The 13,045-nt window shown below is 60.5% G+C and carries 11 protein-coding genes and 3 pseudogenes; 7 read left to right on the top strand and 7 right to left on the bottom strand.

Annotated elements, in window-relative coordinates; translation table 11 throughout:
• Position 1 precedes the first annotated feature (1 nt).
• On the top strand, positions 2-1,294 hold the full coding sequence (locus ACSHZY_RS16175; protein ID WP_435170893.1) for a HAMP domain-containing sensor histidine kinase: 1,293 nt from the start codon (positions 2-4) through the stop codon (positions 1,292-1,294).
• A gap of 254 nt (positions 1,295-1,548) precedes the next feature.
• Here the strand turns inward: ACSHZY_RS16175 and ACSHZY_RS16170 are convergent, their stop codons facing one another.
• The 3 genes from ACSHZY_RS16170 to ACSHZY_RS16160 all read right to left on the bottom strand — a co-directional run bounded on the left by ACSHZY_RS16170 (position 1,549) and on the right by ACSHZY_RS16160 (position 4,358).
• Positions 1,549-3,591, bottom strand: a complete 2,043-nt coding sequence (locus tag ACSHZY_RS16170) for a PAS domain-containing protein (protein WP_435170891.1) — start codon at positions 3,589-3,591, stop codon at positions 1,549-1,551.
• Between the two features lie 79 nt (positions 3,592-3,670).
• Positions 3,671-4,069 (bottom strand): hypothetical protein, encoded by a 399-nt coding sequence (locus ACSHZY_RS16165; protein WP_435170889.1) that lies wholly within the window; start codon positions 4,067-4,069, stop codon positions 3,671-3,673.
• Positions 4,062-4,358, bottom strand: coding sequence for a hypothetical protein (locus ACSHZY_RS16160; RefSeq protein ID WP_435170887.1), 297 nt, complete (start codon positions 4,356-4,358; stop codon positions 4,062-4,064). The genes ACSHZY_RS16165 and ACSHZY_RS16160 overlap by 8 nt, the downstream gene beginning before the upstream one ends.
• Before the next feature lie 833 nt (positions 4,359-5,191).
• Between ACSHZY_RS16160 and ACSHZY_RS16155 the strand changes: the two are divergent.
• The 3 genes and pseudogenes from ACSHZY_RS16155 to ACSHZY_RS16145 all read left to right on the top strand — a co-directional run bounded on the left by ACSHZY_RS16155 (position 5,192) and on the right by ACSHZY_RS16145 (position 7,358).
• Positions 5,192-5,948: pseudogene (locus ACSHZY_RS16155) on the top strand (IS5 family transposase).
• Between the two features lie 200 nt (positions 5,949-6,148).
• A pseudogene (locus tag ACSHZY_RS16150) lies at positions 6,149-6,303 on the top strand (integrase core domain-containing protein); the annotation flags it as partial.
• Positions 6,304-6,743: 440 nt separating this feature from the next.
• Positions 6,744-7,358: a TetR/AcrR family transcriptional regulator gene (locus tag ACSHZY_RS16145; protein ID WP_435170886.1), complete on the top strand. Its 615-nt coding sequence runs from the start codon at positions 6,744-6,746 to the stop codon at positions 7,356-7,358.
• Between the two features lie 152 nt (positions 7,359-7,510).
• On the opposite strand, the pseudogene ACSHZY_RS16140 reads toward ACSHZY_RS16145, so the two are convergent.
• From ACSHZY_RS16140 to ACSHZY_RS16125, 4 genes and pseudogenes are all read right to left on the bottom strand, one after another.
• Positions 7,511-8,105: pseudogene (locus ACSHZY_RS16140) on the bottom strand (IS5 family transposase); the annotation flags it as partial.
• A 50-nt stretch (positions 8,106-8,155) separates the two neighbouring features.
• Positions 8,156-8,986: an ABC transporter ATP-binding protein gene (locus tag ACSHZY_RS16135; protein ID WP_435170884.1), complete on the bottom strand. Its 831-nt coding sequence runs from the start codon at positions 8,984-8,986 to the stop codon at positions 8,156-8,158.
• The gene (locus ACSHZY_RS16130) at positions 8,983-9,798 is read right to left on the bottom strand and encodes a carbohydrate ABC transporter permease (RefSeq protein WP_435170882.1); all 816 of its coding nucleotides are present in this window, start codon (positions 9,796-9,798) and stop codon (positions 8,983-8,985) included. The genes ACSHZY_RS16135 and ACSHZY_RS16130 overlap by 4 nt, the downstream gene beginning before the upstream one ends.
• 3 nt (positions 9,799-9,801) lie before the next feature.
• Positions 9,802-10,704, bottom strand: a complete 903-nt coding sequence (locus ACSHZY_RS16125; RefSeq protein ID WP_435170880.1) for a carbohydrate ABC transporter permease — start codon at positions 10,702-10,704, stop codon at positions 9,802-9,804.
• Positions 10,705-10,741: 37 nt separating this feature from the next.
• Here ACSHZY_RS16125 and ACSHZY_RS16120 point away from each other — a divergent pair, with 37 nt between their 5' ends.
• The 3 genes from ACSHZY_RS16120 (at position 10,742) to ACSHZY_RS16110 (ending at position 12,956) form a co-directional block, all read left to right on the top strand.
• On the top strand, positions 10,742-11,209 hold the full coding sequence (locus ACSHZY_RS16120; protein WP_435170952.1) for a LysR substrate-binding domain-containing protein: 468 nt from the start codon (positions 10,742-10,744) through the stop codon (positions 11,207-11,209).
• A gap of 124 nt (positions 11,210-11,333) precedes the next feature.
• Positions 11,334-11,918 carry a putative glycolipid-binding domain-containing protein gene (locus ACSHZY_RS16115; protein WP_435170878.1) on the top strand — a complete coding sequence of 195 codons (585 nt, stop codon included), beginning with the start codon at positions 11,334-11,336 and terminating at the stop codon, positions 11,916-11,918.
• Positions 11,919-12,311: 393 nt separating this feature from the next.
• Positions 12,312-12,956 carry a DMT family transporter gene (locus ACSHZY_RS16110; protein ID WP_435170876.1) on the top strand — a complete coding sequence of 215 codons (645 nt, stop codon included), beginning with the start codon at positions 12,312-12,314 and terminating at the stop codon, positions 12,954-12,956.
• The last annotated feature ends 89 nt before the right edge of the window (positions 12,957-13,045 follow it).

Genomic DNA, 13,045 nt, shown 5'->3' with positions numbered 1-13,045 from the left:
GATGCCAAAGCTCTTCCGGAAATTCCTCACCATCATCTGGCTGACCGTCGTTGGTTCCATCACCGTGATGACGCTGATCCTGTTCCAGCTTCAGGCTTGGCCAGTGTTTGCAAAACTGGAGCTTCAAAAGCGGGACGTCGTTCTCAGTCTCGCCGAAACCCTTCTAAGAAATGAAGGAGAAGTGGCGGCTCGACAGTTTGCTTTCGCCTCCCAAGGGGCTGTCTCTCTCGATCTGTCGATCACCACGAGGCTCAACCCGGGCGATTGTGCCGGATCGCCCACAGCAACAACCCGGTATGTGCGTCAAGAGGCAAATTGCTACCGCATATCGGTTGCACCTTATGCTGGCACCGCCTGGGGCAAGTTCGCTCCGATCATGCTGGGCCTCGCCATCATGCTGTCGAGTCTGCTGGCTGCGATCTTGTTGGCCCGTTACCTCATCCGCCCGGTGGCCCTTCTGCGCGACGGACTCAGCGCCTTGGCTCAAGGCCACTTCGACACGCGCATCGCCGAAAGAATGGTGTGTCGTCGCGACGAGATCGCCGCACTCGGGCACGACCTTGATATCACGGCCATGCGGTTGCAAGAACATCGGGACGCCCAGCAACGCCTGTTCCATGACGTGTCCCATGAACTACGTTCGCCATTATCCCGACTGCAGGCGGCCGTGGGAATCCTTCGCAAAACCCCGACGCGTCTCACAGTCATGCTGGATCGCATGGATCGCGAAGTAGAACGGCTTGATGTCCTGGTGGGTGAAGTGCTGACGTTGGCACGGCTCACAACACGCTCCGGAAGCCCTTTGTCGACACAGCAGATGGACATCATCGAAATCCTCAACGACATCCTGGACGATGCTGCTTTCGAGGCGCAGCCCACCGGCACGAAGATCAGCTCGAATCTCAAGGGCTCTTTCATCGCTCAGGTCAATGGTGAATTAATCTACCGCGCTTTGGAAAACGTCATCCGCAATGCCATCAAGTACACTGCTGAACGCACATTTATTTCCGTCAGTTGCGAAATCACCGGCGATCTTCTGACAGTGCGTGTCTCGGATCAGGGACCCGGAGTCGCACCTGCCGATCTTGAGAGAATATTCCAGCCGTTCACACGCGGCGAAGGCATTCCACGAGGAGGCTACGGGCTTGGCCTTGCCATAGCGCGACAGGGGATCGAAAGCCACGGCGGTCAAGTCTATGCATCGCTGCAGGAAGGGGCGGGTCTTACGATCACATTGAGAATTCCGAGAACTCCCCATCGATCTGCGTCAGCGAACACATCCGCCGCTATGTAAGAGAATGTCTCCATACGGCAGATTATGATATCCAGTTGATGATTGGGGCGAGCGCTACTCGAATGGATCCCGACATTCAGCTTTATGGCTGGCACGGGTGGCGTCTACGTCAGTTCTGACGAGGACACGAGTGTCTGCCCTACCAAGCAGCATGGAATGCTGAAGGTTCAGAACCTCCTCCTGTTCTCCCGGTGCCACGGCACGACCGGGTCGGGGCGCTTCATGCACCCGGCAAAGCCCGCGACCTGATCCGGTCATTCGGACTGAAGGCTCGAAAGCTCGGCTGCGATCCGGCAGCGCAGTCCTGCCGGGGCATACATGACCTGAACCTCGCCGTCCCGTCCTCCCGCCAGACCCGCTTTGATCAGCCGGGTGCCGGACCCGGTGTGTGAGGGTTCGGACACCGCGGGTCCGCCCTCTTCCGTCCAGCACAGCACGAAACGCGATCCCCCTTCAGATCTCTTCTCGGTCTCCCAGGTGACGCGGACGACACCTGAAGTCTCTGAAAGCGCCCCGTATTTGACGGCGTTCGTGGCCAACTCGTGCAGCATCAGGGACAGGGACAACGCCGCAGGCCCCGCCACGATCACCTCGGGCCCCTTGGCACGCATACGGGCCTGGTCGTACAGCGCGAGTGCATCGCGCACGATGTCCGAGATCGCGGCTGCCGACGCACGGCCTTCGATCAGCCTGTCATGCGCGGTGGCGAGAACCCGGAGGCGGGCCGATACCGATGTCATGGCTGAGGGCAAATCGGGGGCCGAACGGAGCGTCTGGTTGACGATCGCCTGCACCAGGGCCAGCTGGTTCTTCATCCGGTGGCCAAGTTCGCGCGAAAGCAACACCTGCTGATGTTGGGCCTCGACCTGTTCAGTGACGTCCAGCGCCTGAACGAAGATGCCGGTGACCGAGCCGTCGTCATCCCGCACAGGGTGGTACAGAAAATCAAGCAACCGCGTCTCGACCGGCTTATCAGCGCGGCGCTGAAGATCGATCTTCACGTTGCGGCCGACATGCGGCTCGCCCGAACGGTAGACACGATCCAGCAGATCGAGGAAGCCCTGATCGATCACCTCCGGCAGGGCGTCCCGGACGGAGAGCCCGACGATCTCGCGTTTGCCGATCAGCGCCTGATAGTCCTCATTGACATAGCGGAAGACGTGGTCCGGCCCGCTGAGCAGGGCGACGGCACCAAGGGCCACCTCGATCACCTGCAGGAACCCGCTGCGCTCCACTCGCTGCGCATCGCGCAGGGCTACCGCTGCCGTGATCTCCGTGCAGGGACAGAACATGCCCACAACCTTGCCGGCCCGATCCCGCACGGGATTGTAGGAGAAGGCGAAGTGCGTCTCTTCGGGGTATCCCTTGCGATGCATCGTGAACTCGATGTCATCCATCGAGGTGCTTGTGCCGCGATACGCAGCGGTGATGATCGGCTCCACCTGGTTCCAGATATCGAACCACAACTCCCTGAACGGCCGCCCCAGGGCAGCCGGGTGACGGTTGCCGCACATCTGCGCATAGCCGTCATTGTAGAGCGTGATCTGCTCGGGGCCCCAGACGATGAGCACGGGCTGCGCCGAAGCCATCGCGATCCCCATGACGGTGATCAGCTCCTGCGGCCATTCCGACGGCGGCCCGAGGGGGTTGTTCTCCCAATCAAGTGCCCGCAACAGCCTGCCGCACTCGCCACCGCCTTGCAGGGCAGGTTCCTGACAACCTCGCACGATCTTCCTCGACATTGCGGATAATGCGACCGTCATAACGGCCCGTACCGCCCGTGCCAAATCGATATTGGGCAAGGGTGCCCGCGCATCCCGAGAAGTGGCCGCATCATCGCGACGTCGAAGCGGGGGGATTCTCGACGGTGCCAACTCCGCTCGCTGCCGAGCTAGTGCCCCTGCCGTAGTCTTTTGGCAAGGCCATGACGCCGGGACGTTGCGGCTCAGATAGCGCTCCACGGCGTGCAGGACTTTTCCACAACGACTGGCTTGTCCGAGACAGCCAATGGGGTCCGCCGCCGCTGCTTGGCGGATCGTCTCGTCCGTCAGGCTGCCGCCGACGAAGATCGATGAAATGTCGTAGCGGGTGCGCAGCTCGATCGCCGTGTCGATCCCGTTGGCGCCCTGAGCAAGCTCCACGTCGATCGTTGCCAGATACACGGAATGGGCGTCCGCCAGAGCCGCCGCCTTGGTCGCCGCCACGCCGACCACTACGTAGCCCGCCTCTTCCAAAGCCATCACGAGGTCCATGGCGATGAGGGCGGCGTCTTCAACAACCAGGATCGTGTTCCGCATGGTAAAAGAGTCTCCCGGGGCGTCAAGTCCAGGCATCGGCAAGCAACTGTAGGGATTGGGTCAGGTCCGGCGTTCGGGATCAGGTTGCCCCTGGTCCCAGGGCCGCGGCGTTGCGCAGACAGGTCAGCTGACACACGACGCCCTCCTTCAGATACTCTACGGTCACGTCGCCCCCGAACTCCGCCGCCAGAAGCTGCTTCATGAGAAAGCTGCCAAACCCCCGCCGTTGCGGAGGATCCACCACCGGCCCGCCCTCCTCCCTCCAGCGGAAGGTGAACGTCGCGTTGGCCCAGGGCCCCCTGATCGACCACTCGACGAAGACACTCCCTGCCGCGGCGGACAGGGCCCGGTATTTTGCGGAGTTGGTGGCAAGTTCGAAAATTTCCAGCATCAGTGCGAAGGGTCCCGCATCGCTTAACGCGACCTCGGGGTCGGAAGTCCTGAAGCGATCGGATTTGCCATCGATCCGCTCACGCATGTGCTTCGCCCACGGTCGCCTCGCCGCTGTCGCGCAGGGACAGGACATCCTGCGCATGCCCCATGTCGGTGATGCGCCGCACCAGCTTGTCGCGGTAATCCTCGACGAAGGACGCCTGACGCGCGATCTGCCGGATGATGGCCGCCTTGCGTTCGAACCGGACCCGGTCGGTGGTTTCGATCACCGTGTCCATGATGCCGCCGACCACACCCTCCTCGTCGACCGCCGGGCTGTAGGAGAAGGTGAAGAACGCCTCCGACAGCCCGCTGCCATCCCGGCGCACCTTCATCGGAAAGTCCCTCACAAACGTGGCTTCACCGGCCATGGCCTTTGGTCGCAATAGGGCCGATCGAGGCCCATGCCTCCTGCCAGATCAGCGAGAAGGGCATGCCCAGGCAGTCGCCCTTGTCCAAGAGTGGGCACGAAGGCGTCGTTGTAGATCGCGATGTGCTCCGGGCCCCAGCACAGGCATTTGGCAAAGCCGGAGCGCAAGGTTCAGGCTGACGGTGATCTTGAGAACGGGCAGCCACGTCTCGATCGGGCCTAGGGGGTCACGGACCAGTCATGCTCGGCCACGCGTCGGGCCATCGGAATGTTCAGAGGAACGCCAAAGGGTCAGACATGAATCCGTCTCATCGATAAGTGGCGCAATGTTCGAATGCTTCTGAACCCCTATCACTTATAGAAAGATGAAGCGCAATTGGCGGAAATAAGCCCAGCCCCCTACCCCGCCGTTCTGGCTTTTATCCGCCACCATCTCAGCGCTCTCTGAGGGCCCTCCAGGTGCTTGACGTTCAAACCGAGCCCGTACAGGGCAGTATCACTCTGATGTCGGAGCGTGATACCGTGCTTCTGTCACTCTGACCCATTCAGGCCACCTGTGCTTGACCGGGCGTTACGCTGCGTCAAGCTTGGGCACATGTGCAAGAAACAAGGTTTGGACCGGTATCTGACAGGTGAGTGCTGATAAATGCGTTACGGCAGGCGTCGGTAGCACCCACGTTTATCACCTGTATCGAGTGTTTGCGTCAACCATCCGTGGAAGTAGGCCAGTGCCTTGGCTCCAGACCCATTGTTTTTGAGAGTTTTGCATGATTCAGGCTCCGCAAGGAGACCTGATCGATGAGCAATCTTCACGGCCGAACGACGCGCAGATGGAGCGCTTGAAGCCCTTCTTTCCGAAAAGCCAGGGCAAGCCGCGCTTCGACGATCGACGGGTGCTCAGCGGCATGATCTTCGTCAATCGCAATGGGGTGAGGTGGTGCGACGCACCCAAGGAGTATGGCCTGGCCAAGACCTTCTACAACGATGGAAGCGTTGGAGCGACAATGGCGTCTTTGCCCGGATCATGACGGGCTTGGCCGCCGATAGTGCCAGAAGCAAGACGATCATGCTCGATGCGACCTACCTGAAAGCGCATCGCACGGCTTCCAGCCTGCGCGCCAAAAAAAGGGAACGCGGACGCCAGATCGGGCGCACCAAGGGCGGCATGAACACCAAGCTGCACGCCGTCACCGATGCGAAAGGCCGCCCGATCCGGTTCTTCATTTCGGCGGGACGAGTGAGCGACGACACCGGTGCGGCAGCGCTGCTGAGCAGCCTGCCCAAAGCTGAATGGCTGCTGGCTGACCGGGGCTATCATGCCGATTGATTCAGAGATGCCTTTGAAGACAGGGGAATAAAGCCCTGCATCCCGGATCGGAATTCGCGCGGCAAACCCGTCAAGCATGACAAGCGCCGCTATAAACGCCGCAACAGGATCGAGATCATGTTCGGGCGGCTCAAGGACTGGCGTCGTGTCGCGACCCGTTACGACCGCTGTCCGGAAACCTTCTTCTCAGCCATCGCGCTCGCTGCAACAGTCCTGTTTTGGCTCTGAAGACCAATGGGTCTGGAGCCTAGATTATCATATGGTCGGATGTAAGCGCGGTGGATTCCATTCTGGAACGCGACATGCCCTATTTTACAGGCATTTGCGGCTCAAGGATCATCCAAATGGCTCATCCGTCTTTCGATGAACGGCGCATGCTGGCGCGGCGCGTGCATCAGAAGGTTCCGGTTGCGACGATCGCGGCGCAACTGACCGCACACTGGTTCATGAGCCTTGCAGATACCAAGGAAAAGCTGGAGGATTGGCGCAGGCACTATAATGAAGACCGACCCCGCAGCGCGATCGGACATACGTCCCGATCGCCCTGCACTATTCCGGCGACGCAGCCAGCCCGTCGCCATGACCAAGCCGGAAAACTCCAACTTCCGGCGGTCCAAGGTTGGGGAGCAGCGCAACCCCGTAACGCGTTAGCGCGACATACCGCAGACCGGGCCGCAGGGAGGGCCCACAGGCAGAGGCAGAGGCGGAGGAGGCAGGGGCATGGGCAGGAAGGGCGGCGGAGGTGGCGGTGGCGGTGGCGGTGGGAACGGACCATACGCTTCGGCGGTCAAAGGGGCCATCATGGCCATCGTCATCAGCAGAGCAGTCAATCGCATCATATGTCTCCGAAAGGGCCGCCCGTACACTTCCCGAACCGCCGGTAGATCACCACGCGGAAAGAAAAAGCGGATGCGTCAGCCACAGATTGCATTGAGATAAATAACCGTACCTTGCAGTACACATTTATCGTGAATCTCGAGGAGGATTGTCAAGCAGGAAAGTGTACGTCATGGTATCATTATGATGCAGGATCCCACCTTTCCGACACCTACCCGCCGCGAACTTCGCAGGCAGGAACGCCGGCATATCATCGTCCAGACGGCGCGACGTGCCTTTTTGGAAAAAGGATATGCGGCCACATCCATGTCCTCCATTGCAGAAGCCATGGGTGGGTCGAAGTCGACATTGTGGTCCTACTTCCGATCCAAAGAGGACTTATTCACTGCCGTGGTGGAGACCGAGACCGCGGGCATTCGCACCGAGATTACGGACGTGCTCGCGACGAGCCGCGATTTGGGGACTGGGCTTCTACGATTTTGCCAGATCTATCTGCGGGCCATCGAGTCCCCCGAGGCCTTGACGGCCATTCGTATAGCGGCGGGCGAAAGTCTGCTTTCGCCAGAGTTGGGGATGATATTCTACAAGCAGGCGCAACTCCCGGCCGAAGAAGCCTTGGCGCATTTCCTCGGCCGCCACACCCACGCCCTGCGGGATGTAGCGGTAGAAAAGATGGCGCGAACGCTCACCAGTCTGTGCACCAGCCGCCAATTGCCGCTTCTGCTGGGATATTGCGAGGTGCCGGCCGTTGAGGCGGCGCCAGAATTCACTGACCACTTCCTGCGGATCTACAGAGTTTAGGCCTATGAACTCCGGCTTCTGCGCGTCGGGGTACGGCCGGGCTTGGCTAAACCTGTCGCGGCCGCGGAATGGAGTGCGGCCGCCGCGTTTGTAGCGACGTTTCCGTTTTCAGGCAGCCTGAGAACCGGCTTAGGGTCAGGACTCGTTCTTGATCACAGCCAGAACAGGACAGTGGCGGCCACTGCAATTGCAAAGAGGTAGGTCTCCGGGCACCTGTCGTAACGCGTGGCGACACCTCTCCAGTCTTTCGGCCGCCCGAACATGATCTCGATGCGATTGCGCCTTTGTAGCGGCGCTTATCATATTTCACGGTCTTCTTGCGGGACTTCCGGCCTGGAATGCAGGCCTTTATCCCTCTGTCTTGCAATGTTTTTCGGAGCCAGTCAGCGTCATAGCCCCGATCTGCATAAAACCAGCCGGCCTGCGGCAGGCTGTTCAGAAGCGCCGCCGCGGCGCTATAATAACTGACCTGTCCCGCCGACATGAAGAACCGGACAGGTCTGCCTTCCGCATCGGTGAGTGCGTGCAGCTTTGTGTTCATACCGCCTTTCGTTCGACCGATATGGTGACCGCGCCCTCCTTTTTCGCACGCAGGCTGCAAGCCGTGCGGTGCGCCTTCCGATAAGTCGCGTCTATCATGATCGTCTTCGGAACGGTTGCCTCGGCGGCCAGGCCCACTATGACCCGCGCGAAAACACTGTTATCGCTCCGGCGCTTCCAAGGGTTATTGAGCGTCTTCGCCGCTCCTGCGCCCGGTTCACGATGGTCTCCTGGATGGTGGAGACGCAGGTCGACGGTCACCTGCTCCCCCCCCCCGGTCGGCGTCCGGTGAAGGCCAGAACAGGCCCGCCTTCTAGCGCAAGGCGCACGCGGGTTCCGTCCTGCTCCACCACCCCATCGACGAAGTTCATGGCGGGCGATCCGATGAAGCCCGCCACAAAGCGGTTGGCGGGGCGGTCATAGAGATCGAGCGGCGCGCCCTGCTGCTCCACCTTTCCCGCCCGCAGGACCACGACGTGGTCGGCCATGGTCATTGCCTCGATCTGGTCATGCGTGACATAGACCGAGGTGGCACCCAGCCGGTTGTGCAGCTTGCGTATCTCGGCCCGCATGTGGACGCGCAGGGCGGCGTCGAGGTTGGACAGCGGCTCGTCGAACAGGAAGGCCTTCGGCTCGCGGATGATGGCACGGCCCATGGCAACCCGCTGGCGCTGTGCGCCTGACAATTCCCGCGGATAGCGGTCCAGCAGCCCGTCAAGGCCTGTGATGCGGGCGATCTCCTCCACCGCACGGTCCATCTCGGCGGGTTTGCGGCGCTTCAGCCGCAACGAATAGGTCAGGTTCCGCCGCACGGTCATGTGCGGGTAAAGCGCGTAGGACTGGAACACCATCGCCAGATCCCGTTCGCGCGGGGCCAGAGCCGTCACGTTTCGTCCGGCGATGTGGATGTCGCCCCCCGTGATGGTTTCCAGCCCCGCGATGGTGCGCAGTAGGGTGGATTTGCCGCATCCCGATGGCCCCACCAGCGCCACAAATTGCCCCTCGGGGATGGAAAGCGAAATGTCCTTCAATGCGTGGTAGGCACCGTAATGCTTGTTAATCCGGTCAAGCGCGATCTGTTGGGTCATTTCAAGGCTCCCGAAGTCAGGCCGCTGACGATCTGGCGTTGCAGCAGGACGAAGACGATAAGGATGGGCGTCACGTAGATGGCCGAATAGGTCATCACTCCCGCCCAGTCGGAGCTGTTCGGCCCCATGAAGGATTGCAGCCCCACGGTTGCCGGTTGCAGCGCACGGTCCGAGATGAGCGAGCGGGAATAAACGTATTCTCCGAACGATTGCAGGAAGATCAGGACCGATGTTACCAGCACACCGTTGCGCGCCAGCGGCACGATGATCGTGATGAACGCTCCGATGCGGCTGTTGCCGTCCACCAGCGCCGCCTCCTCCAACTCTCTCGGGACCTGCAGGAACGTTGCGCGCACCAGCACGATGTAAAGCGGCATCACCTTCGCCGCTTGCGCCAGGATGACTGACAGCCGCGGGTATTCCAGCAACCCCATCTGGTTGAACGACACGAAGATCGGCGTGATCATCAGGGACGACGGCAGCACCTGCATCATCAACACGCCGAACAGGACCGCGTCCATCCACCGGTTCCGGATGCGCGCCAGCACATAGGCGCATCCTGTGCCCAGCACCGCCACGATCACCGTCACGCCCCCCGCGATCATAAGCGAGTTCCGAAGGTAGACGTCCATGCGCAGGCGGGTCCACACCTCCACGATCTGCACCTGCGGATCGCGGGGCCAGAAGGTCAGCGGATTTGCGAAAATCTCCGTGCCGGTTTTCAGCGCCGTCACGTACATCCAGTAAAGCGGGAACAGGTAAAGCACGACGATCAGCAGCGCGATCGCGAGGAGTCCGTATCTGCGGATCATGCGTCAGCTCCCGTGTTCATAGCGCGTGGAGCGCACGTAGACGAAGGCCACCGCCACCACGAAGCCGATCATCAGCACGGAGATCACCGATCCCAGCCCGATCTCGTAATTCTGGAACGACAGTTGCCACGACCAGTACTGGAACACGTTGGACGAATTGGCCGGCCCCCCCTGCGTCAGCGCGGCAAACAGGTCGAACTGTTGCAGCGTAAAGATCACGCCCAACGAGATGACGGCCCCCAGTTGCGCGCGCATCATCGGCAGCGTGATCGTGAAGAACCGCTGCACCCGCGTCGCGCCGTCCATCTCGGCCGCCTCATAGACATCCTCGGGGATGCCGGCGAGGCCGACCGACAGCAGGATCATGTTGAACGGCACGCCTAGCCAGATGTTGGCGATGATGATGGAATAGAGCGCCACATCGGGATCGGACAGCCAGAATATCTCCTCTCGGATCAGGCCCATCGAGGAGAGCAGGTGGTTCAGCACTCGGAAATCGCCCGCCAAAACCCAGCTCCATACAGCGCCGACGACAAGGGCGGGCATGATCCAGCCCGCAAGAAACAGGCCGCGAAGCCACGTGTTGAACGGAAAATCGAGCTGGAAGAACACCGCGATGCCGAAGCCCGGCACCAGTTGCGCCGCGACGGATATCCCGACGAACGTCACCGTGTTGCGCAGGAGGGGCCACATCTCCGGCCGGGAAAGCACCTCGCGGTAGTTGTCCAGTCCGACGAACGGCCGGTCGAACGAGGTCAGCGTGAACAGGTCCACATCCTGAAAGGACATGAGCAGATTGTAGGCGAGTGGGAAGGCGGAAAACACCACCAGATATCCCAACGCCATCATGACCAGCACGGCGTCGAACCCCCGACCGTCGCGGAACGTGTTGGTGAATTCAAGCATGCGTCGCTCCACATCCGTCTGAGGGTTTGATGCCGGCATCCGGATGGGCGCACATCTGGAGCAGGACATGTCGACCGTGCCCCTTGGCCCCGACCTACGCGCGGTGGTCATCGGATCGCCTGGTTACTTCACCCGGCGCGGGGTTCCGAAGCGTCTGGAGGACCTCGCCAGCCATGCCTGCCTGAACTATCGACATGCGAGCCACAGCGATCTGTTCCGATGGTCGTTTAGGCAAGGCGAACGTCGTATCGAGATGGCGGTCAAAGGCCCGCTGATCGCTGACGATGCCCATGTGCTGATCGAGGCCGCGCTCGCGGGGCAAGGGTTGATCTATCTGTTCGAACCATACGTCTCGGAACATCTGGCAGCGGGCTGTCTTCGCACCTGCCTCGAAGAGTTCTGCCCGCTCTGGTCGGGGTATCATCCCTACTACCCCGGTAGGCATCAAAAATCCGCCGCGCTTGCGGCGCTGGTCGATTACCTCCGGTCCAGAAAGCTGCGATAAGCGTGAAATGCCTATGGCGCTTATCTGGACATCGACGCCGACGAACGTCCGGAATGTCCCAGATCGTCGTGCAGAGCCCTTTACGGTCCTTCGGCACCACCATAACGTTCATGTTAGGTTCATCGTGGTGGAAGGGAAAACGGTGGCTGTTGTTCTTTGGACGGATTGGGAAGGTCACGGGCTTGAGCAATGCCATTGCCGGGAAGGCGATGATGGTCTGGTTCTTGAAGGGGTTGTGGCTGGAACTCGACATGGAGCCTATGGCGCTTACTATCTTGTTTCCACTGACGCCGACTTCAAGACCCGCCAGGTTCGGGTTGTATATGTTGGCGGCGCAAGCCTGCACGTTGAAGCTGACGGTCGAGAAAGCTGGCATGACGTGATCGGAAACAGGCCCCTGCCAGAACTGAATGGCTGCACCGATGTCGATCTCGGCATCACGCCTACGACCAACACGCTTCCAATCAAACGCCTGAAACTTCAGGAACAGGAAAGCAGGGATATCGTGGTCGCCTACGTCGCGCTTCCAGATCAGATTGATGGTGATTTTCTGCCTCGGCGAGCAGAGCAGCGCTACACTTGCCTGACGTTAGATCGTCGTTATCGCTACGAAGGCCTGTTCCGCGCCTTCACTGCCGAACTTGACATTGATGATGCTGGTCTCGTGCGGGATTACCCTGATACGCTCCGAAGAGCTGCCATCGAATGACCGCTTCGTCCCATCCACCGCTGCACATCCAGTGCCAGGCGTGGCCGTACAGCGGCGGTTTTCAGAGCCCGAATCGGACATTGCCCCCTCAGGGGCTTTCTCCTACTGTTCCTGTGAACGGCACGGAGATCGCATGTCGGCATCAGCGAGCAGCACGCCCCCAGACCGCATTCTCCTTGCCGTTGTCTCGATCATCCTGACGGTCTTGGCATTGTCCCTTGGGGATGCCCTCATAAAGATGACAAGTGGCAGTTTTGTCATCTGGCAAATCTTCGTCCTCCGGTCTCTGATCTTGCTTCCGATCCTGACGGGCTTCGCCCTCTGGCTGGGGGGCCTTCGAGTGCCAGCGGCTTTCGGTTGGGTCACACTCCGAAGCCTGATGCTGATAGCCATGTGGGTGTCCTATTACCTGTCCCTGCCGAAGCTTTCCTCTCGGCGGCTGCGGCGGCCTACTACACGCTTCCAATCTTCATCACTCTGTTCTCCGCCGTGTTCATCGGAGATCGTATCTCGAAGACTGGCTGGTTCGCCGTTGTCCTCGGTTTCCTTGGCGTTCTGCTGATCCTTCGACCAAAAGCAGCTGATTTCAACGCCTATGCCCTTCTGCCGCTGATTTCCGCCATGCTGTATGCCGGGGCCATGATCGTGACGCGAACCCGGTGCCGCGATGAGCATCCGTTGAGCCTGTCCTTGGCTCTGAACATCGGCTTCATCATCGTCGGAGGTTTTGCTGCTGCGATGATACTTCTCCTACCGATCGAGCTGAGGCAGGGCTTTCTGCTGTCGCCCTGGACGCCGATGGGGAAAGCCGAGTGGATCTCGATGGGGCTTCTGGCCGCCGCCATTCTGGTCGGCAGCATTGGTGCGGCCATCGCTTATCAGAACGGTCCGCCTGCGATGATCGGCGCGTTCGACTTCGCTTATGTCGGCTTCGCTGTTATCTGGGGCATCGTGTTCTTCAATGAGACGCCCGATGTGATCGCGTCCAGCGGTATGATCATGATCGTCGGGGCGGGGGTGCTATCATTGCGGCAATGAACGTCTGCTAATGGGATGTGCCGGCTGCTCCCCCAGCGTTGTGTTATCCTGAACGGGATCACCGCATCGAAAGGAGAAGCAGCCATGCG

Source organism: Falsirhodobacter sp. 1013 (genome assembly GCF_051195255.1).
Classification (GTDB): domain Bacteria; phylum Pseudomonadota; class Alphaproteobacteria; order Rhodobacterales; family Rhodobacteraceae; genus Falsirhodobacter.
Note: the sequence above shows the minus strand (reverse complement) of the source record. Positions and strands in the feature narration are given on the sequence as shown.